The following is a 20245-nucleotide window of genomic DNA, read 5'->3' as shown; positions in this document are numbered from 1 at the left end:
CACGCGAGTTACGCGCCCAATCACGCGAGTACGCCGTCCAATCACGCGAGTCGTCCGTCTGATCACGCGAGTCGTCCGTCCGATCACGCATGTCGTCCGTCTGATCACGCGAGTTCTCCATCCACGCACACAGGCCCGTGTGCGGAAAAGGCGAACTCGCGTGATTGAACGCGTAACTCGCGTGCTTGAACGCGTAACTCACGTGATTGGGCGCGCGTCTCGCGTGATTAGACGGACGACACGCGTGATTGGACGGACGACACGGCACCCGGACGCGAAAGTGCCCGCCGCGGCGAACCCGCGACGGGCACTTCCGGAACCGAGAGGGACTTACTCGCCCTCGGTTTCACCGTTCTCTTCGGTCGAGCCGGCACCGATGCTCACCGGCGGGGCGTCCGGGACCGACGAGGGCCGGGCTTCGCCGCGGAAGACGAAGTGCGCCTTGTCGTCCTTCTCGCCCTCTTCGTCGTTCCAGCCTTCGACGTCGACCAGGATGATCTGGCCGGGCTGGACCTCGCCGAACAGGATCTTCTCCGACAGCTGGTCCTCGATCTCGCGCTGGATCGTGCGACGCAGCGGCCGCGCGCCCAGCACCGGGTCGAAGCCGCGCTTGGCGAGCAGCGACTTGGCCTTGGGCGTGAGCTCGAGCTCCATGTCCTTGGCCTTGAGCTGCGTCTCGACCCGGGCGATCATCAGATCGACCATCTGGATGATCTGGTCCTTGGTCAGCTGGTGGAAGACGATGATGTCGTCGATCCGGTTCAGGAACTCGGGCCGGAAATGCTTCTTCATTTCCTCGTTGACCTTTTGCTTCATCTTCTCGTACCGGTTGGCGGTGTCGCCCCCGGACGAGAAGCCGAGCGAGACGGACTTGGAGATGTCCGAGGTACCCAGGTTCGAGGTGAAGATGAGCACGGTGTTCTTGAAGTCGACCGTACGACCCTGACCGTCGGTGAGACGGCCGTCTTCGAGGACCTGCAGGAGCGTGTTGTAGATCTCCTGGTGGGCCTTCTCGATCTCGTCGAACAGCACCACCGAGAACGGCTTGCGCCGCACCTTCTCGGTCAGCTGGCCGCCCTCTTCGTAGCCGACGTAGCCCGGAGGGGCACCGAAGAGCCGCGAAGCGGTGTAGCGGTCGTGGAACTCGCCCATGTCGATCTGGATGAGCGCGTCGTCCTCGCCGAACAGGAACGCCGCGAGCGCCTTGGACAGCTCGGTCTTACCGACACCGGACGGACCGGCGAAGATGAACGAACCGGAGGGGCGCTTCGGGTCCTTCAGGCCGGCACGGGTACGGCGGATCGCCTGGGAGACGGCCTTGACCGCGTCCTCCTGGCCGATGATCCGCTTGTGCAGCTCGTCCTCCATGCGGAGCAGACGCGTGGTCTCCTCCTCGGTGAGCTTGAACACCGGGATACCGGTCCAGTTGGCGAGGACCTCGGCGATCTGCTCCTCGTCGACCTCGGCGACGACGTCGAGGTCGCCGTCCTTCCACTGCTTCTCCCGCTCGCCCTTCTGGCCAAGGAGGGTCTTCTCCTCGTCGCGCAGGCGGGCGGCGCGCTCGAAGTCCTGCGCGTCTATCGCGGACTCCTTGTCCCTGCGCACGTCGGCGATCTTCTCGTCGAACTCGCGCAGGTCCGGCGGCGCGGTCATGCGGCGGATGCGCATCCGGGCGCCGGCCTCGTCGATCAGGTCGATCGCCTTGTCCGGGAGGAAGCGGTCGTTGATGTAGCGGTCCGCGAGGGTCGCCGCCTGCACCAGCGCGCCGTCGGTGATCGAGACGCGGTGGTGCGCCTCGTACCGGTCACGGAGACCCTTGAGGATCTCGATCGTGTGCTCGAGCGACGGCTCGCCGACCTGGATCGGCTGGAAGCGGCGCTCCAGCGCGGCGTCCTTCTCGATGTACTTGCGGTACTCCTCGAGCGTGGTCGCGCCGATCGTCTGCAGCTCACCACGGGCCAGCATCGGCTTCAGGATCGACGCGGCGTCGATCGCGCCCTCGGCGGCACCCGCGCCCACGAGCGTGTGCAGCTCGTCGATGAACAGGATGATGTCGCCGCGGGTCTTGATCTCCTTGAGCACCTTCTTGAGGCGCTCTTCGAAGTCACCGCGGTACCGGGAACCGGCGACCAGGGAGCCGAGGTCGAGGGTGTAGAGCTGCTTGTCCTTCAGCGTCTCGGGCACCTCGCCCTTGACGATGTTCTGCGCGAGCCCTTCGACGACGGCGGTCTTGCCGACGCCGGGCTCACCGATCAGGACGGGGTTGTTCTTGGTGCGCCGCGACAGCACCTGCATGACCCGCTCGATCTCTTTGCCCCGGCCGATGACCGGGTCGAGCTTGCCTTCGCGGGCCTGCACGGTCAGGTTGCGGCCGAACTGGTCGAGCACCAGCGACGACGACGGGGTGCCTTCACCGCGTCCGGAGCCGGTCTCGGTCGACTCCTTGCCACCCTGGTAGCCCGACAGCAGCTGCAGGACCTGCTGACGCACCCGGTTGAGGTCCGCGCCGAGCTTGACGAGCACCTGTGCGGCGACGCCCTCACCCTCGCGGATCAGCCCGAGCAGGATGTGCTCGGTGCCGATGTAGTTGTGGCCGAGCTGCAGCGCTTCGCGCAGGGACAGCTCAAGCACCTTCTTGGCCCGCGGGGTGAAGGGGATGTGCCCGCTCGGGGCCTGCTGCCCCTGGCCGATGATCTCCTCGACCTGCTGGCGGACGCCCTCCAGCGCGATGCCCAGCGATTCCAGCGCCTTGGCGGCGACACCTTCACCCTCGTGGATCAGACCCAGGAGGATGTGCTCGGTGCCGATGTAGTTGTGGTTGAGCATCCTGGCCTCTTCTTGGGCCAGGACGACCACCCGCCTCGCGCGGTCGGTGAACCTCTCAAACATGTGCACTCCCTCGACTGCTGCGACGGCGGCCCGTTTCCATCGTGCTTTCACCGCGATGGATTCAGCACCGTGAGACCACTCTAGTAGCCATGCGGTCGCGCTGGCGTACCACTACGGCTGATTGCGGCCCGTTCGCGCCCCGGCCGTTCTCCGGCCGTGCGCTCTTTCATCTTCCGGTTGCCCTGCACCTTTACGTCAAGCCCAACGTGCGAACGCGCGCTCGGATTCCGCCGGACGAGGGTTGTCCGCTGAGCGCGAACACGGGTCCGCCCAGTGGTTGGACACCCGTCCGGAGTAGTCACCGATCGTATGTAAGGTAAGGCGTACCTAATGACGGGAGTCGGCGTGTCGCATCTTCGGACGCTCGCGTCACCCGAAGGCGGACTCGGGGCCTCCCTCTCCAGGATGCCCGAGGATGCCCGGCTCCGCGCGGACGTCCCGGCGGACGAGCCGGGCTGGGTCCGCTGCGGCGACCTGCTCGGCGAGCCGGCCCGGCTCGCGCGGTGGCGGGAGCGGCTCACCGGCTGGCTGGCCGAGACGTATCCGGAGGCGCCCGGGATCCCCGAGCGGACTCCGGCGAGCTGGATCCTGTCCTGGTATCTGCACGTCCCGGCCCTCGCCGGCGCGATGCTGCTCCATCACGCACGCCGGGTCCCGTCGCTGGCGCCGTCCGCGCTGGCGTTCCGGATCGGCGCCGACCGGCCCCATCCAGACTCCGTCGCCGTCCTCGACCCGGATCTCCGCGGTTTCCACTGCCTGCCGACCGACCCCGGCTCGGCGCATCCGCGGGCCGTCGTGGTCCCGGACGTGCGGGCGCTGGCGACGGTGCTGCGAGGCAGGTTCGTCGCCCACGCGAGCCGGTTCATCGACGTCTACGGGCCGCTGACGAGGCTCGGGCGACGGCAGTTGTGGGCGGCCGCCACGGACGCGCTCGACAACGCGCTGTGGTCGGCGGGGCGGCTGGGCGGGACGCCGGAATCCGAGGGCGCCGGCGTCGCGGACGCCGCCTTGGTCCTCGAAGCCCGGTTCCCGCCGCTGACATCGCCGTCGAAGCTGACACTGGCCACGGGAGCCGACGGCCGCCGCGAATGGACGAGAAACCGCGAAGGCTGCTGCTTCAACTATCTGCTTCCCGCGGAATCGGAATGCGGAGGTTGCCCGAGAGTTCGTTAAGGCGTCCAGCCGGGATCACGTCCCGACGCGCCCAAAGCGCGCTCGAACGGCGTCGCGTCGTCCGCGACGGCCACCTCTTCGCCGTACACCTTCATCGCGCGCGCCTGATCACCGATCTCCAGCGCGATGGCGTACACGGCGTCGGCGACTTCGGGGAGAACGGCGAACTCCGCGCCGGTCGCCCTCGCGAGGTCCCAGCCGTGGAAGACGAACTCGTCCAGCACCATGTACCCCGCCATCGACGCGGGCATCGGGTTGCCGCCGAAGGTCGTCTGCCCCTGCCACGCGTCCGGCGCCCCGAAGACGTCCACGAGCCGCGCGGTCTGCTTTTCGATGTCGGCGAGCCATTCGCCGCCGACGAGATCCGCCTCGGCCTCGCCGGTGGACACCTCGGGCGGTGCCGTCTTGCGCCCGGCGGCTTCGAGCCACGGGCCCCAGTAGAGAAGGTGGTTCAGCAACGCGCGGACGTCGTATTCGGCGCACGGGGTGCGCGCGGAGAGGTCGGACTCGCCGATCCCGCGCAGGATTCCGGCGAATTCCGCGGCGGCGGGGGCGATCAGGGCAGCGTGTTCGGACATGAGGGCATGAGTTCACGGAACCCGGCGCGCTGTCTTGAAGAAACGCGACAAGGTTAGGCCGTGCCCGGTAGCTCTCTGTCCGCGGTCTTCGCGCCCAGGCGGCCCCTGGCGGCACGGGCGGTCCAGCCGAGTACGACCCCGGTACGAGGCCGAACCGCCCGCACCACCAGGAACCACCTGGATCACGAAGACCATCGAACAGACCTACCGGAGACGGCCTAAGTTGATCCGGTGAGCGGGCACCGGATCCCGGCGGGGATCGTCAACGCGCGGGAGGCGAAGTTCAGCCTCGTCCGGCATCGCCCCGCGCCGGAACTGCGCCCGTTCGTCGAGCACCACTGGGTGCTGCGCTGGGATCTGAGCGGCCGTCCGCCCCAGGAACAGGTGGTTCTGCCCAATCTCGCGGTGAACGTCACGTTCTTCCGCGACGCGGCGGGCGCGTTCGGCCCCGGGAAACGCCCTTTCCGTTACACCGTCGCGGGCACGGACCACGGTATCGGCATGCGTTTCCGGCCGGGGGCTTTCCGGGCATTCCTCACCGGTCCGGTCTCGATGATCTCCGGCGGTTCCGTTCCGCTCACCGATCTCTTCCCCGGCGCCGGAGGAGTGACGGAATCGGTACGGAATGCGACGGACGACTTCGAAATGGTCCGCCGGTGCGAGGAACTGCTCCTCGCGAAAGATCCCGTGCTGACCGCCGCGGCCAGGACGGCCGTCGAAGCGGTGGAAACAATCGCGGCCGATCCGGCCATTACCAGAGTCGGCGAGCTGTCAAGCCGGACGGGCCTGTCTCAGCGAAGCCTGCAACGCCTGTTCGCCGAACATGTCGGCGCCGCCCCCAAATGGGCGATTCAGGTATACCGCTTGAACGAGGCGGCGGCACGGATCGCCACCGAGGAACGGCCGGACTACGCGGAACTGGCGTTCACGCTGGGCTATAGCGACCAAGCGCACTTCATCCGGGATTTCCGCTCCGTGACCGGATGGGCGCCCAGCGAGTACGCTCGCTTGAACCGTGTACAAGAACAAGAAAGCCGCCGGGAACGGATTCCCGGCGGCCGTCAGGTCTGAAAGACCTCAGTTCTTCTTGTGGTAGGCCTCCACGACCTCGGACGGGATACGTCCGCGGTCGGAAACCTGGAAGCCGTTCTTGCGGGCCCAGGCGCGAATGGCCTGGTTCTGCTCGCGGTCCACGGTCGCGGGACGGGCGGCGGCCTTCACGCCGGCGACCGGACGAATGGCGGTGCGCTTACGGCCACCCGCGCGACGGGCGTGCTCCACATACTGGGCCAGCGCGTCACGAAGCTCTTCCGCGTTTTCCGCGGAAAGGTCGATCTGGTAGCTCACACCGTCCAAACCGAACTCGACGGTCTCTTCCGCCTCAGTGCCGTCGAGGTCGTCGACGAGCGAGACGAGCACCTTCTGTGCCATCTGTTTCCTCCTGCTGGGGGCTTACACGAATGATCTGGTACGGGGCATGCCCCGGACAGAAGACTTTGTCTAGCGACATTAATACCCGCTACCGAGACATAACGCAAATCTTGTTTACGAGAACGATCGAGGTATCTGTCACGCGGACGGGTTATTCAGGTCGGACGAGCGGGAACAGGATGGTCTCCCGGATACCAAGGCCGGTCAGGGCCATCAGCAACCGGTCGATCCCCATTCCGACACCACCGCTCGGCGGCATTCCGTACTCCAGCGCACGGAGGAAATCCTCATCCAGGTTCATGGCCTCACTATCGCCCTGCGCACCCAGCCGAGCCTGTTCCACCAGCCGCTGGCGCTCCACGACGGGATCGACCAGCTCGGAGTATCCGGTGGCCAGTTCGAATCCGCGCACGTACAGATCCCACTTCTCGGCGACCCCCGGCTTGCTGCGATGTTGCCTGGTCAGCGGGGATGTCTCGACCGGAAAATCACGGACAAAAGTAGGTTCGTGGAGATGATCGCCGACGAGATGTTCCCAAAGTTCTTCGACGAGTTTGCCGTGACCTAACTTTGGGTCGAGCTCCAGCTGTCGTGCTTCGGCATAGGAACGCAGCTTGTCCGCCGATGTCTCGGGAGTGACCTCTTCCGACAACGCCTCGGACAACGACTCGTACATTCCGAGTGTGGTCCACTCGCCGGACAGGTCGTACTCCGAACCGTCGGCGAGAGTGACCACCTGAGTACCGAGAACGTTCTGTGCCGCCTCCTGGATGAGCTGGCGCGTCATCACCGCGTTGGAGTCATAGGTCGCATACGCTTCGTAGTACTCGAGCATGGCGAACTCGGGCGAGTGCGACGAGTCGCTGCCCTCGTTCCGGAAGTTCCGGTTGATCTCGAAGACCTTCTCGATACCGCCGACCACACAACGCTTGAGGTACAGCTCCGGCGCGATCCTCAAGTAGAGGTCGAGGTCGAAGGCATTCGAATGCGTGACGAATGGCCTGGCCGCCGCGCCGCCGTGCAGCGTTTGCAGCATCGGGGTCTCGACCTCGAGGAATCCCCGGCCGTGAAACGAGTCACGCAGGGAACGCAGCACACCGGCTCGGGTGCGGACCACGTCCCGCGCCTTGGGACGCACGATCAGATCGACATAACGCTGCCGGATCCGCGTTTCCTCGGCGAGGTCTTTGTGCGCCACGGGCAACGGGCGCAATGCTTTCGACGTGATCCGCCACGAGTCGGCCATCACGGAAAGTTCACCGCGCTTGGAGGTGATCACCTCGCCGGAGACGAATACGTGATCACCGAGATCGACATCGGACTTCCACGCCGCGAGCGCGTCCTCGCCCACCTTCGCGAGGCTGAGCATCGCCTGCAACTCGGTGCCGTCGCCTTCACGGAGACTCGCGAAACACAGTTTGCCGGTATTGCGCATGTACATGACCCGGCCGGTGATGCCGACGATCTCGCCGGTGGCGGTGTCGGCGGGAAGACCGGAATGCTTCGCACGCACTTCGGCCAGTGAGTGCGTCCGGGGCACCTCTACCGGATACGGATCGATACCCTCCGCGATTATCCGGTCGCGCTTGTCCCGGCGCACCCGCATCTGTTCCGGCAGGTCTTCGTCGGGGCTCACGCCCTCGGATGCGGGGATTTCAGTCATGGCGCACAGCGTACGAACCCGCCGGTTCCCTACGCCAACCGGATTACCTTTTCCGGGTCCGGACCGGCCGGTTTTCTCTCCATTAACCTGGATCCCGTGAACTCATCCACTCCTGGCATCGAACCCGAACTGCACGCACGCCGCGCCGCCTCGTTCGGCGCGAGGGCCGCCGCCTATGCCGAGCATCGGCCGGATTATCCGGAAAAGGCACTGGCCTGGGGGCTGGCCGGCGCCCGGCACGCGCCGGAACGGGTACTGGACCTCGCGGCCGGGACCGGCAAGGTCAGCGAAGGGCTGCTCCCGCTGGGGGTCGAGGTCACCGCGGTGGAGCCGGACGAGAAGATGCTCGCGGAACTGAAGAAGGCGCTCCCCTCCGTGACGCCGCTCAGCGGGACGGCCGAGGAGATCCCGCTGCCCGACGGTTCCGTGGACGCCGTGGTCGTCGGCCAGGCCGTGCACTGGTTCGACCTCGACCGGGCGTATCCGGAGATGGCCAGGGTGCTGAAGCCGGGAGGTGTCGTGGCCGCGCTGTGGAACCACGACGACGAGTCGGTGGAGTGGCTGGCCGAGTTGAACGGCTTGATCAAGTCCTCGATGAGCCGTCGCTGGCTGAGCGACTACGAATCGCTGCCGGAACACGAAGCCTTCGAGCCGTTCGAGAAGAAGACGTTCGGTCACAGACAGCCGAGGACCGCGGAAACCCTCGTGGCGACTCTCGCCACCCATTCGCACATGCTGGTGGCCCCGGCGGAGGAACGCGAAGCCAAACTTCGCACGGCGCGGGAATTCCTCGACCGGAACCCGGAAACCGCCTCGGGGGAATTCGACCTGCCGATCACCACCACCGTGTTCCGGACGCGTAAGCGATGACCGACTGGAAGGCGGCGTTCACGACGACATTCGGCGCTCCCGCGTCGGCGGTGTCCGCGCGGATCTGGGCCGAGGTGTACGGCGACGAGTACCCCGCCGAGCTGGACACCTACAGCTTCGTGACCCGGACGGACCTGCGCCGCATCGCGGGGGAAGCGCGGCTCGAACCGGGCGGGCGGCTGGCCGACATCGGCTGCGGGCGCGGCGGTCCCGGACTGTGGGTCGCCGCGCGGACCTACGCGACGCTCACCGGCGTCGACATCGCGGAGACGGCACTGGCGTCGGCGCGGCGACGCGCGGAGGTGATGGACGTCGAAGCGACCGAATTCCTGGTCGGCGATTTCCAGGACACCGGCTTGGACGACGCGTCGTTCGAGGCGGTGATGAGCGTCGACGCGCTGCTGTTCGCGCCCGACAAGCGGCGTGCCTGCGAGGAGTTCGCGCGGATCCTCGTGCCTGGCGGACGGCTGCTCGTCACGACCTGGGACTTCGACGGGCAGCCGGTGAACCGGCCGCCCCAGGTGGCCGACCACCGGCCGCTGCTGGAAGCGGCGGGATTCGACGTCCTCTCCTACGAGGAAACGCCGGACTGGCGGGCGCGGCAGCGGCGGACCATGGAGCTCTCGCTCGCGCGGGTTGAGGAATTGGCCGAGGAATCGGGGCAGGATCCGGCTCAGCTGCGGGCAAGCCTCGAACAGACGTTGCGGAACCAGGATCTGATGACGCGTCGGGTGTTGATGGTCGCTTCCCGTCGGAATTAGTCCTCTCGATGCGGTCCTTGCGTGTGCAACTACCGCATCCAGAGGACTAAACGCGGTGGTTGCGCTCGTAGACCAGCCGCAGGCCCAGCAACGTCAGATCCGGGACGTGCTCGGTGATCGTCTCGGACTCCTCCAGCACCAGGGGCGCGAGGCCGCCCGTCGCGATCACCGCGACCGGCTCCGCCCCGCCGGGCGAAAGCTCGCGCTTGATCCGCTTCACCAGGCCGTCGACCTGGCCGGCGAAACCGTAGAGGATGCCGGATTGCAGGCATTCCACGGTGTTCTTCCCGATCACCGACCGCGGCGGCACCAGTTCGACTTTGCGCAGCGCCGCGGCCCGCGCGGCCAGCGCGTCGACCGAGATCTCGATGCCGGGCGCGAAGGCACCGCCGAGGAACTCGCCCTTGGCGGAGATGGCGTCCACATTGGTCGAAGTCCCGAAATCCACCACCACACAAGCGGTGGAGGGGTGCAGATGGTGCGCGGCGAGGGTGTTCACCAGCCTGTCCGCGCCCACCTCCCTGGGGTTGTCGACCAGGAGCGGCACGCCGGTGCGCACCCCTGGCTCGACGACGATCTTCGGCACTTTGTCGTAATACCGCGAAAGCATGACTCGCAGCTCCCGCAGCACGGCGGGAACCGTGGACAGCGCGCTGATCCCGGTGATCGCGTCCGCGTGGGAGCCGAGCAGGCCGCGCATGGTCAACGCGAGTTCGTCGGCGGTCATACGCGCGTCGGTGCGCATGCGCCAGTCACCAATCAGCTCTTGCCCGGAGTACAGCCCGAGCACGATATTGGTGTTGCCGACGTCGACCGTGAGCAGCAAGGGCTCAGCTTTCGGCGTGCAGCAGCGCGTCGAGACGGCGGGCGTCGGCGGTTTCGGCGACCGGGAAGGTCATCGTGTCGTCGTCGGCCAGCGTCACGGTGCCGCTCAGCAGACCGGAACCCTCCGGCGCGTGCCCGGGGTTGGCGCCCTTCTCGACGATCCGGTTGTCCGCGTCGACGAAGACGACCCGCGGCCGGAACGCGGCCGCCTCGGCGTTCTCCATCTGCGCGTACGAAATCAGGATCACCAGATCGCCCGGGTGCACCAGATGCGCCGCGGCACCGTTGATGCCGAGCACCCCGCTGCCGCGTTCGCCCGCGATCACGTACGTTTCGAGCCGCGCGCCGTTGGTGACGTCCACAATGGACACCTGTTCGCCCGGCAGCAGATCCGCCGCGTCCATCAGGTCCTCGTCGACGGTCACCGAACCGACGTAGTGGAGATCGGCCTGGGTGACCGTCGCCCGGTGGATCTTCGATTTCAGCATCGTGCGGTACATGGTGGACTCTCCCTATTCCCCTGCGTCCAGCGCGTGTTCCGGATGGTCGGCGGCGGCGCCGAGCACCACCGGGACGTTGTCGATCAGCCGGGTACTCCCCACCCTGGCCGCGATCATCAACCGCGCCTCACCGTCCACGGGCGCGGGCCCGAGGTCGGTTCCCCTCAATTCCAGATAATCGACCTCGACCGCGGGACGCGCGGCGAGGGTCTGCCTGGCGGTCGCCAGCACGGCTTCCGCGCCGTCGCGTCCGACGAAGGCACCCGCGGTGAGTGCCGCCGACAACACGATCGCGTCCTCGCGCTGTTCAGGAGTCAGGTAGACGTTGCGCGAGGACAACGCCAGCCCGTCGCGTTCCCGGACCGTCGGCACCCCGATGACGCGGGTGTCGAAGTTCAGGTCACGCACCATCTTCTTGATCAACACCAGCTGCTGGTAGTCCTTCTCCCCGAAGAAGGCGTAGTCCGGCCGCACGATGTTGAACAGTTTCGCCACCACGGTCAGCACGCCGGCGAAATGCCCCGGCCGCACCGCGCCTTCCAGCTCGTCGCCGAGCGCACCGGGATGCACCGTGACAGTGGCCCCCTCGGGATACAGATCCGACGCCTTGGGCAGGAAGCCCAACTCGACGCCGTCCTCCTTGAGCACCTCGAGGTCCTTGTCCAGCGGACGCGGGTACGCCTCGAAGTCCTCGCCCTCCCCGAACTGCAGGGGATTCACGAAGATCGACGTCGCGACGACCGTGTTCGGCAGCCGCTTCGCCCGGCGGATCAGCTCGCGGTGACCCGCGTGCAGGGCGCCCATCGTGGGCACGAGCGCGACCTTGCGGCCGACGCCGTGCAGGGCACGCGTCACCTGGCTGACCTGCTCGGGCGGCTGGAAGGTGTGCAGCGTGCCTCGGGCGAATTTCGGTGTGGTCACTGGTTTTGCTGCCCTTCGGCGGGATCTGCGGGATCACTCAGGAGTTCGGTGAGCTCGGCGGCGGCCGAAGCGTCCAGGAGCCCGGCGGCGTCGCCGCGCGCCAGCGTGCGCTTGGCCAGCGCGCGGTAGCTCGGGGCGATGTCGGGGCCACGTTCGGCCAGCACCGCGAGATGCTTACGCACGGTGCCGAGATCACCACGGGCCACCGGCCCGGTCAGCGCCCGGTCCCCGTGTCGGAGAACATTATCCAACGCCGCCGACAACAACGGAGCCACCAGGCGTTCGGGCTGGGCGATTCCCGCCTCCCGCAACAGTTCCGCGCAGTCGGCGACCAGTGTCATCAGGTGGTTCGCGCCGTGGGCCAACGCCGCGTGATAGAGCGCTCGCGCCTCGTCAGGGACCCGGACGGGCTCCGCGCCCATCTCCACGGTCAGCGCCTCGCCGACGTTCCACGCCGCTTCGTCACCCTCTGTCGCCGTGACACCGATGCTGCAGGTGGCCAGCCTGTCGAGGTCTTCGGCGCGGCCGGTGAAGGTCATCACGGGGTGCAGGGCCAGCGGCAGCGCCCCGGCCTCGGCGGCGGGCGCGAGGACGTCGATACCGTGCGCGCCGGAGGTGTGCACGACGATCTGCCCCGGCCGGAGGGATCCGGTGGCGACGAAACCGTGCACCATCCCGGCGAGCGCGTCGTCCGGAAGGGCGAGGAGGACCAGGTCGGCGCGGCGGGCGACCTCGTCGGGCGGCAGGAGGGGCACGTCGGGGAGCAATTGCTCCGCCCGGCGCACCGACGCGTTGGAGAGGCCCGAAGCGGCGACGACCGTATGCCCGGCCCTGGAGAGCGCGGCGCCGACGACACTGCCGACGCGCCCCGCGGAAACGACGCCGACGGCCAGGCGAGCGGGCCTCATCATGGCGTGCGCCAGTGGACGCTCATGGTCGAAAACTCCTCAACTCGTTCCAGTCCCGCTCTGCGGTCGCGGGTACCAGACGACGGCGCGAGAGTAACCCTCCGGTCCACGTCTGAACCGGCCCCCGTGACCAGCTTCACCTGACAGTGGTCACCCGCGCGGCGCGCCGTCGGCCAGCCGCACGGCGTCGGCCCGTGACGTCTTGAGCACCTGGAGCAGTTCACGTTGCCGCTGTTTCGCGTCGTCGGTGAGCTTCCGTCCGCGCCGAAGGAACGCGAGCTCGGTCACACTGGCCTGGTAGCGGGCGACGGCCTTCGCCGCCTCCCGTCCCGACTGCTTCCGCGCCTGCTTCCGCCACGACCGCCGCCCGGAGAGACTGGCCAGCAGCGTGACCTCGGACGGGGCGATCCAGCGTGCGTCGACCATCATCGGCAGGGCCGCCGCGACGATCCGCTGCTCACGGCGCCGCTGCATGACCACCACCGAGAACACGCCGATGAACAGCGGCACCATGATCAGGAAGTAGACGTTCAGGAAGGTCTTCGCGCCGCCGAGCAGCGCGGCGCCGTTCCACAGCGCGTGCAGCAGCACCGCGACGACGTAGCCGCCGATGGGCGCCAGGATCCGCAGCGAGCGCACCTTGCTGCTCGCGGCGACACCGAGCCCGATCCCGGTCATCACGGCGAACAACGGATGGGTGAACGGCGAAAGCACGCCGCGCAGGAAGAACGCCGCGAGCACACCGGCGCTCGTTCCGTCGCCGAAGCCGTGCTCGGCGAAGGCGCGGCCGAAGTAATAGATGTTCTCGGTGAAGGCGAAGCCCGCCGCGGTGAACCCGGCGTAGACGATGCCGTCCACGACACCGTCGAACTCGATCGGGCGGCGCCACCACAGCAAAAGGATGAAAGCGGCCTTCGCGGCCTCCTCGACCAGCGGCGCGGAGACCAGCCCGCTGATCTTGCCGCCGACGCCGGTGCCGAGCAGCAGATCACCGACGGCCTCGGCACCGCTGTTGAGCAGCAGCGCGATGATCGTCGCGACGCACGCGCCCCAGACGAAGGACAGCAGCAGAAGCTTCGGCGGTTCGGGCTCCCAGCGGTCGACCCACAGGAACGCGGTGACCACCACGGCGACCGGGACCAGCGCCGCGAGCACGCCGATCCCCACCGCGAGCGGGCCGACCTTTTCGGTCACCGTGCCGAAGACGAACAGTCCGCACAGCGCGACGGCGATCAGCCCGAGCACCGGCAGCAGCACGGTGATCGACCGGGACCGGCGGATCCGGTCGGGACCGGGCGCCGGGGAGGAAGGCTCGCTCACAGCGGGTCACCCTACCGTCGGTACGGGACACGGGCGGGACGTGGAGCGGAAGTCCGACACAGTACCGGCCACACGCGTGAACACCGCGTCGTTTTCACTACGGGTTCACCTATCCGGATACGGTCAGTCTTCGGCACGCCGCCTGCGCCGCGGAGTGGACTCGTTCGCGCCGTTGGCGGCGAGCAGATCCATCACCGACCGGCCGGACGCGTGGGAACCCGCCTCGGAGGTCTCCGGACGGCTGTGCGAAGACCCGTTGCGGGACGGCGTCTCGTCGTCCGGCTTCGCCCGCCTGCCGCCGTGACGGCCGCCGGTGGACTCGGTGCTCTGCCACGCCGGGGGCTCCCCGTCCGGACGACGGCGACGGCCGCCACCGGTGGGCTCGGGAACGTTCGGGGCCGGGGTGAGCGAAACCGAGGAGTCTTCCGCCGCGCGGCGACGGCGACCGCCGCCGCCGCCGTTCTGCGCCAGGCGGATCTCTTCGGGCAACGTCGGGTTGACCGCGGGCGGCTCCTCGGCGGGCGGCGAGCTGTGCCGCGACGGCGCCTCGGCCGCCGGACGGCGCACCGGCTCCGGCTCCGGCTTCCGCACGGGCTCGGCCCGGCGAGGCGGCTCGGAGACGGCCGGGATCGACGGCGGGGTCGGCGGCTCCGGCTCACGGCGCGGCTCCGGCCTCGGCTCGGGGCGCGGTTCCGGCCGGGGCAGGGAGACCGAGGGCTGGGGCTGCTGGGGTTTCGCCGGCGGCGTGGGACGCAGCCGGTCCTGGAAGTCGTCCTTCCTGGGGAACGCGGCGCTCAGGTCGGAGACCGGGCGCTCCTGCGTCCACGACGGCTTCCACTCGCCGGTGGCCTCCATCGGCTCCGGCGCGGCGGGCTTGTTCGCGGGCAGCGGCGTGCCACCGGCGGGCCGGGACCGCTCGACCGGCTTCATACCGGGACGGGTCAGGCCGAGCTCGCGGTTCGGGCGGGGACGGTCCGGCTCGACCTTCTTGACCGGCTTCGCCTGCGCAGGGGGCTTCACCGGCGGCGTCTGCTTCCGGGTCTGCTCTTCGGGCCGCGGCGCGGGAGGACGCTGCACGGTGCCGGCGTCGAGCCGCTGCTGCAGCGAAGGCTGCTGCGGGCGACGGGGCGGTTCGTTGCGCTGGGGCTGCCGGGCGACGGTGGGCATCGAGGGCTGCGAGACCTCCGAGCGCGACACACCCGGCATGGACGGGCGGGACACCTCGGCCGGAGTCACCGGTGGCGGGGTCTTGCGCTGCGGGTCGACCCTCGGCATCGGCCGGGAGATCTCGGCGGGCGACATGCCGGGGTTCGACAGCTCCATCCGCTCGCGACGGGCGGCTTCGGCGGCGAGCGCTTCGGCCGCCTTCGAGGCGCGGGCGTCCGCCTTGCGCATACTGCGGCGAGTCGACTCGTCGACCGGCTTCGGCCGCTGGACCTGATTGTTCTGGCCGTAGCCGTTGGTGCCGTTGACCTGGCCGTTCGCCGGTTTACGGCGGGCGGCGGGCGGCGTCCCGGCCCGCGCGGAGGCGGGTTCGAGGATGCGGTCGATCATCTCGGTCGGGCGGTCGCGCTCACGCTCGTCGACGTCGATCGTGGTGCTCTTGGCCGCCATGAGCTGGGGTTTGCCGTTGCCGTTCTCGGACCCCGCGCTCATCAGCTGCTTGTTGTCGAGGGACCGCATCCGGGTGGCCTGCGCGGTGAGCGCGACGCGTTCGAGGAGGACCTCGCCACCGAAGAGCGACTGGAGGCTCTCACGCAGAGCGCTCACCTCGGCTCTGAGCGCTTCGAGCTCTTCCTGGGAGCGACTCTCGGCGGCCTGCCGGGTCTCCGCCTCGATCTCGAGCTCGAACTCGCGGCGGGCGGCGATCTCGCGTTCCAGCTCCAGCTCGTAGACGGCCTGTGCCTCGGCGACGGCGTCCTCGCTCTGTGACACGTGCTTGCGGTAGCGGACCGCCAGGAACGCACCGATCAAGGCGGCCCACAGCGCCGCGACGATCCCCAGACGCAAGTAGCGGAGGTCGTCGGAAAGCACCAATGCGAGAGTCGCGCCGACCGCGAGAACCAAGCCGACGACAAGCCACGGCCTACCCGCAAGGCGGCCGCGCGAGTCGTCACCCACCCCGGTCATGCCCAACACCGTACCTTCTAGTAATCCGAACGAGACCTAGTCGGTACTTCGAGCGGTGGCTCCCGAGCGTTAACCGGTCGGCTCGGGATCGCTGCCCCGATCACCGCCCTCGGGGGTCCGGCAACAGTGTTCGAGCCACAAAGCCGCAGCTACCAGCGCCGCCGAGCTGACGATCCCGACCGTCGCCGAGCGGAGATCACCGCTCGCCGCGAGGAGTTCGTCACGTCGCGGAAAAAGATACGCGAAAGCCGCGAGCCAGACGCCCGTCATGGCGGATCCGGCGAGCGAAGAGGCCTTGGCGAGGGCCACCGATCGGGCGACGGAGATCGCCGCGAGTACGCGCCCCTCCTTGATCCGCGACCGGATGATGAAGGCGAGCACGAACTCGCAGAGCGCGAGGACGAGCAGCGTGATTCCGGCGAAGAGCGGAAGCGCGGGGATGGATCCGTAGGCGACCTGGAAGAGCAGATAGGCCAGGACCAGACCCAGGAGGCCGGCCACCGCCAGCTCACGTGGCCGGGTGAAGTGCATGGTCCAACGCTACCTGGCAGGCTTGACTCTCCACCAACTGGAGAGTCGACGATGAAGCATATGGGCACCGCAGCGGTTTTCACCATCGGGGAGCTGGCCAAACGGACCGGCCTGCCGGTGAAGACCATCCGCTTCTACTCCGACGAGGGGCTCCTGCCCCCGACCGACCGCACCGACTCCGGCTACCGGCTCTACGACGCCACCGCGATGGCGCGCCTCGAACTGGTCCGGACGCTGCGGGAGCTCGGGCTCGGCCTCGTCGACGTGGAACGGGCGCTGACCAGGGAAGCGACCATCGGGGACCTCGCGGTCCAGCACGTCGCCGCCCTGGACGAGCAGATCCGGCGGCTGAAGCTGCGCCGGGCGGTCCTGCGGGCGGTGGCCAAACGGGACTCACCGCTGGAGGAGGTCGAACTGATGAACAAACTCGCGTCGATGTCGGACGAAGACCGCAAACGCTTGCTCGACGAGTTCTGGGCGGACATGGTCGAAGGGCTCGAACTGGACCCGGAGTTCTACGAGCGGATGCGCTCGGCGAAACCGGAACTGCCCGACGACCCGACGCCCGAGCAGCTGGAGGCGTGGATCGAGTTCGCCGAACTCGTGCAGGACGAGGAGTTCCACGCGTCCATCCGCCGGATGAGCGAGTGGCACTCGCAGCTCCGGAAGCAGGACGGAGCGGACTTCGGCGCGAAGCAGCAGGAGCTGTGGATGGCGTGGAGCGCTCGGGCGACCGAAGCGCTCGAAGCCGGCCTCGCGCCCGACTCGGCCGAGGGCCGCGAGCTGGCGGAGACGATCTTCACGCAGTCTTCGCGGAACGGGCGGGACCCGGCCGACCCCGCCTGGCGGAAGCGGCTGACCGACGGGATGGCGATCAGCTCCGATCCGCGCGCCGAGCGGTACTGGATGCTGCTGGGGAAGATCAACGGCTGGCCGTCGTTCCCCTCACAGATGGCGCAGGCCGAGTGGATCATCGCCGCCCTGCGCTCCGCGCTGGGGTAGCAAGGGACCTTTGCTACCGCCTGCCCCCGCTCCCGCAACCAGTCATCTACTTGCGAGGGCCGGGGCGCGGGGGTGGGCGTTGCGAAAGCCACTTTCGCAACGTTGAAGGTTGCGAAAGTGGCTTTCGCAACCTCTCCGCGACCCCACCGAAGTGCAGTGGTTCGCATTACAAACTACCTGGGGCTTGGCCGTGATCGTGCGGGTTTGGGTCGTCAGATGACCAGAAATCCACACAGTCCCCCACTTCCAGGGCCGGGACTGAACGCGAGGGGCACGTTTCGTCCGCTAAATGCGGTGGTTCGTATCGCCGACTACCGCATTCAGAGGACGAAACGCGTGAGGCGGACGGAGTCGCGGTCCGAGGCGGGGCGGGCGGCGAGGAGGTCGGCGACGGGACCATGGCCGGGAAGCACCGCGTCGGGCTCGATCTCCAGCCAGGGGATCAGCACGCTCGCGCGCTCCGGCGTGCCGGGATGCGGAAGCAGCAACTGGGGGTCGTCGGAGCGCACCCCGTCCACGGTCACTATGTCGACATCCAGCGTGCGCGGACCCCACCGGAGTTCGCGCACGCGTTCCGCCGCCTGCTCGGCGGCCTGTCCGGTGCGCAGCCAGTCCCAGTGATCCCGCGCCGGGTCGTCGACCAGGACGACGGCGTTGAGGAAATCGGGCTGGTCCTCGACACCCCACGCCTTCGTCTCGTAGACCGACGACACCGCGACGACCGCGGGCCGGACCGCGTCGAGGGCGGACCGAAGGTAAGCGAGCCGGTCCCCCAAGTTGGAACCGAGCGAGAGCAGCGCGCGGCTCATCGCTCCCACCGTCTCTGTGAGTGCGCGCAGCGTGCGATCGGAGACTTCACTGTCGTCTTCTCTCGGAAAACACCGTGACGGCGACGTCGTCGAAGTTCAGCGGGATCGGCGCGGAGGGCTTGTGCACCGTCACCTCGACGGCGGTCAGCCGCTCGTCACGCAGCACCTCGTCGGCGATCTTCCCGGCGACACTCTCGATGAGGTCGTACGGCTCGCCCGCCACGATCCCGGCGGCGAGCTCCGCCAGTTCGCCGTAGTGCAGCGTCTTGGTCAGGTCGTCGGACGCGGCGGCCGGGCCGAGGTCCAGCCACACCACGATGTCGACGACGAACTCCTGCCCGTCCCGCTTCTCGTGGTCGAAGACCCCGTGCCTGCCGAAGACCCTCAACCCGGTCAACGTGATCCGGTCAGACAACGGGACTCCCCTTCCGCCAAGCCGCCGCGACGGTCACGGCGTCGATGCTCGCGCCGACCTCGTGCACCCGCACTCCCCAGGCGCCGGCCGCCGCGGCGAGCGCGGACACGGCCGCGGTCGCGTTCTCGCGGCCGTCCGGCGGAGCGGGCTTTCCGTCCTTTCCGGACAAAAGGCGCCCGAGGAACCGTTTGCGCGACGCGCCGACGAGAACCGGGAAACCCAGTGACAGAAAGGAATCCAGGCCGTTCAACAACGCCCAGTCGTGCTCCGCGTTCTTCGCGAACCCGAGCCCGGGGTCGAGCACGATGGCACTCCGGTCGACACCGGCGGCGAGCGCTTCGTCCACTCGGGACAGGAGCTCGGCGCGCACGTCCGCGACGACGTCCTCATAGGACGCCAGCGCGTTCATGTCCTTGCTGTGCCCGCGCCAGTGCATCAGTACATACGGGACACCCGTCTCGGCGGCGACCTTCGCCATGTTCGGATCGGCCAGCCCGCCGGAGACGTCGTTGATGACGGACGCGCCCGCCTCGACCGCGGCGAGGGCGACCTCGGCGCGGGTGGTGTCCACGGACATCGCGACACCGTCGGCGGCGAGCACGCGGATCACCGGCATGATCCGGGAAATCTCGGTGTCGGCGTCCACCCGGGACGCCCCCGGCCGCGTCGACTCCCCGCCGATGTCGATCAGATCCGCGCCACGCGCCCACATCTCGTGCGCGTGCTCCAGCGCCTGCTCGACACCGAGGTAGCGGCCACCGTCCGAAAAGGAATCGGGGGTGACGTTGAGAATGCCCATCACCGCGCACCGGCCGGGCCGGGGCAGGGCGGTCATCGACGGCCCTTGATCAGATCCAGCGCCTCCGCCCGCGAGGACGCCGAAGTCTGCAACAGACCGCGCACGGCCGACGTCGTCGTCCGGGCGCCGGGTTTGCGGATACCGCGCATGGCCATGCAGAGATGCTCGGCCTCGACCACGACGATCGCGCCGCGGGGCTCGAGTTTGCGCATGAGTGCGTCGGCGACCTGCGAGGTGAGGCGCTCCTGGACCTGCGGGCGCTTGGCGTAGAGGTCGACGAGACGGGCCAGTTTGGACAGGCCGGTGACCTTGCCGTGGCCGTTCGGGATGTAGCCGACGTGGGCGACACCGTGGAAGGGCACGAGGTGGTGTTCACAGTTGTGCGTCAGGTGCCCGGCGATCAGGAAGGTCGGGTGAGGCTCACATTTGAAGCTGTACACCGTGTAGGGCTTGGTTCCCGTGGCCTTCACCGGCCGGACCGACTCGACCTCGACGTACTCCGACTCGATCAGATCGGTTGTGTAGTCATCCTGCGGGAAACCGTGCCGCCTGAACCAGCTGTCGGCCACGTAAAGCTGCGAGGCGATTCCCCCGGTCCGAGGGGTGAAACGTGCCCCGATGACCGTGGCCAGATCCTCCAGGAAGGGGACGTTCGCACTGACGATCGTTCGACCCGCGATCTTCTTGTGCCGGAAGCCATCTCCGTCCACATATCCGTCG

At 68.3% G+C, this 20245-nt stretch carries 19 protein-coding genes and 1 pseudogene; 5 read left to right on the top strand and 15 right to left on the bottom strand.

The window, feature by feature from the left end:
• Positions 1-330 precede the first annotated feature (330 nt).
• Positions 331-2889, bottom strand: coding sequence for an ATP-dependent Clp protease ATP-binding subunit (locus BLW75_RS27620; RefSeq protein ID WP_034310092.1), 2559 nt, complete (start codon positions 2887-2889; stop codon positions 331-333).
• A 405-nt stretch (positions 2890-3294) separates the two neighbouring features.
• On the opposite strand from BLW75_RS27620, the gene BLW75_RS27615 reads away from it, so the two are divergent.
• Complete coding sequence (locus BLW75_RS27615) at positions 3295-4062, top strand: (2Fe-2S)-binding protein (protein ID WP_241783505.1); 768 nt, start codon at positions 3295-3297, stop codon at positions 4060-4062.
• Here the strand turns inward: BLW75_RS27615 and BLW75_RS27610 are convergent.
• Positions 4059-4640 (bottom strand): TIGR03086 family metal-binding protein, encoded by a 582-nt coding sequence (locus BLW75_RS27610; RefSeq protein WP_034310090.1) that lies wholly within the window; start codon positions 4638-4640, stop codon positions 4059-4061. The genes BLW75_RS27615 and BLW75_RS27610 overlap by 4 nt on opposite strands.
• A 231-nt stretch (positions 4641-4871) precedes the next feature.
• Between BLW75_RS27610 and BLW75_RS27605 the strand changes: the two genes are divergently transcribed.
• Positions 4872-5711, top strand: coding sequence for an AraC family transcriptional regulator (locus tag BLW75_RS27605; RefSeq protein ID WP_034310081.1), 840 nt, complete (start codon positions 4872-4874; stop codon positions 5709-5711).
• 6 nt (positions 5712-5717) lie between these two features.
• On the opposite strand, the gene BLW75_RS27600 is transcribed toward BLW75_RS27605, so the two are convergent.
• Together BLW75_RS27600 and lysS are read right to left on the bottom strand one after the other, a co-directional pair.
• Positions 5718-6071 carry a histone-like nucleoid-structuring protein Lsr2 gene (locus BLW75_RS27600; RefSeq protein ID WP_005165380.1) on the bottom strand — a complete coding sequence of 118 codons (354 nt, stop codon included), beginning with the start codon at positions 6069-6071 and terminating at the stop codon, positions 5718-5720.
• 151 nt (positions 6072-6222) lie between these two features.
• On the bottom strand, positions 6223-7734 hold the full coding sequence (lysS, locus tag BLW75_RS27595) for a lysine--tRNA ligase (protein ID WP_034310079.1): 1512 nt from the start codon (positions 7732-7734) through the stop codon (positions 6223-6225).
• 96 nt (positions 7735-7830) lie between these two features.
• Here lysS and BLW75_RS27590 point away from each other — a divergent pair, with 96 nt between their 5' ends.
• Both BLW75_RS27590 and BLW75_RS27585 read left to right on the top strand, forming a co-directional pair.
• Complete coding sequence (locus BLW75_RS27590) at positions 7831-8604, top strand: class I SAM-dependent methyltransferase (protein ID WP_034310077.1); 774 nt, start codon at positions 7831-7833, stop codon at positions 8602-8604.
• On the top strand, positions 8601-9365 hold the full coding sequence (locus tag BLW75_RS27585; RefSeq protein ID WP_034310075.1) for a class I SAM-dependent methyltransferase: 765 nt from the start codon (positions 8601-8603) through the stop codon (positions 9363-9365). The genes BLW75_RS27590 and BLW75_RS27585 overlap by 4 nt, the downstream gene beginning before the upstream one ends.
• 46 nt (positions 9366-9411) lie before the next feature.
• Here BLW75_RS27585 and BLW75_RS27580 read toward each other — a convergent pair whose 3' ends face one another.
• The 7 genes from BLW75_RS27580 to BLW75_RS27550 form a co-directional block, all read right to left on the bottom strand.
• Positions 9412-10191 carry a type III pantothenate kinase gene (locus tag BLW75_RS27580; RefSeq protein WP_034310072.1) on the bottom strand — a complete coding sequence of 260 codons (780 nt, stop codon included), beginning with the start codon at positions 10189-10191 and terminating at the stop codon, positions 9412-9414.
• 4 nt (positions 10192-10195) lie between these two features.
• A complete protein-coding gene (gene panD / locus BLW75_RS27575) occupies positions 10196-10690 on the bottom strand; it encodes an aspartate 1-decarboxylase (RefSeq protein WP_016337767.1) in 495 nt (164 codons plus the stop codon).
• Positions 10691-10702: 12 nt separating this feature from the next.
• Complete coding sequence (gene panC / locus BLW75_RS27570; protein ID WP_034310070.1) at positions 10703-11611, bottom strand: pantoate--beta-alanine ligase; 909 nt, start codon at positions 11609-11611, stop codon at positions 10703-10705.
• On the bottom strand, positions 11608-12534 hold the full coding sequence (locus BLW75_RS27565) for a Rossmann-like and DUF2520 domain-containing protein (protein WP_395766729.1): 927 nt from the start codon (positions 12532-12534) through the stop codon (positions 11608-11610). Before BLW75_RS27565 ends, panC begins: the two co-directional genes overlap by 4 nt.
• A 135-nt stretch (positions 12535-12669) precedes the next feature.
• On the bottom strand, positions 12670-13839 hold the full coding sequence (locus BLW75_RS27560) for a PrsW family intramembrane metalloprotease (protein ID WP_091598437.1): 1170 nt from the start codon (positions 13837-13839) through the stop codon (positions 12670-12672).
• A gap of 123 nt (positions 13840-13962) precedes the next feature.
• On the bottom strand, positions 13963-15969 hold the full coding sequence (locus BLW75_RS27555; RefSeq protein ID WP_034310067.1) for a DUF6779 domain-containing protein: 2007 nt from the start codon (positions 15967-15969) through the stop codon (positions 13963-13965).
• A gap of 69 nt (positions 15970-16038) precedes the next feature.
• Positions 16039-16500: a DUF3180 domain-containing protein gene (locus BLW75_RS27550; protein ID WP_034310066.1), complete on the bottom strand. Its 462-nt coding sequence runs from the start codon at positions 16498-16500 to the stop codon at positions 16039-16041.
• A gap of 60 nt (positions 16501-16560) precedes the next feature.
• On the opposite strand from BLW75_RS27550, the gene BLW75_RS27545 reads away from it, so the two are divergent.
• Positions 16561-17502, top strand: a complete 942-nt coding sequence (locus BLW75_RS27545; protein WP_034310064.1) for a MerR family transcriptional regulator — start codon at positions 16561-16563, stop codon at positions 17500-17502.
• Positions 17503-17822: 320 nt separating this feature from the next.
• On the opposite strand, the gene folK is transcribed toward BLW75_RS27545, so the two are convergent.
• The 4 genes and pseudogenes from folK to folE all read right to left on the bottom strand — a co-directional run.
• Positions 17823-18311: a 2-amino-4-hydroxy-6-hydroxymethyldihydropteridine diphosphokinase gene (gene folK, locus BLW75_RS27540; protein ID WP_034310062.1), complete on the bottom strand. Its 489-nt coding sequence runs from the start codon at positions 18309-18311 to the stop codon at positions 17823-17825.
• Between the two features lie 46 nt (positions 18312-18357).
• A complete protein-coding gene (folB, locus tag BLW75_RS27535) occupies positions 18358-18726 on the bottom strand; it encodes a dihydroneopterin aldolase (protein WP_034310060.1) in 369 nt (122 codons plus the stop codon).
• Positions 18719-19561: a dihydropteroate synthase gene (gene folP, locus BLW75_RS27530; RefSeq protein WP_034310058.1), complete on the bottom strand. Its 843-nt coding sequence runs from the start codon at positions 19559-19561 to the stop codon at positions 18719-18721. Before folP ends, folB begins: the two co-directional genes overlap by 8 nt.
• Positions 19558-19902 (bottom strand): annotated as a pseudogene (folE, locus tag BLW75_RS27525) (GTP cyclohydrolase I); the annotation flags it as partial. The gene folP and the pseudogene folE, both read right to left, overlap by 4 nt.
• Positions 19903-20245 lie beyond the last annotated feature (343 nt).

This window comes from Amycolatopsis lurida, from assembly GCF_900105055.1.
GTDB classification, from domain to species: Bacteria; Actinomycetota; Actinomycetes; order Mycobacteriales; family Pseudonocardiaceae; genus Amycolatopsis; species Amycolatopsis lurida.
This window is presented reverse-complemented; position numbering and strand designations above follow the sequence as displayed.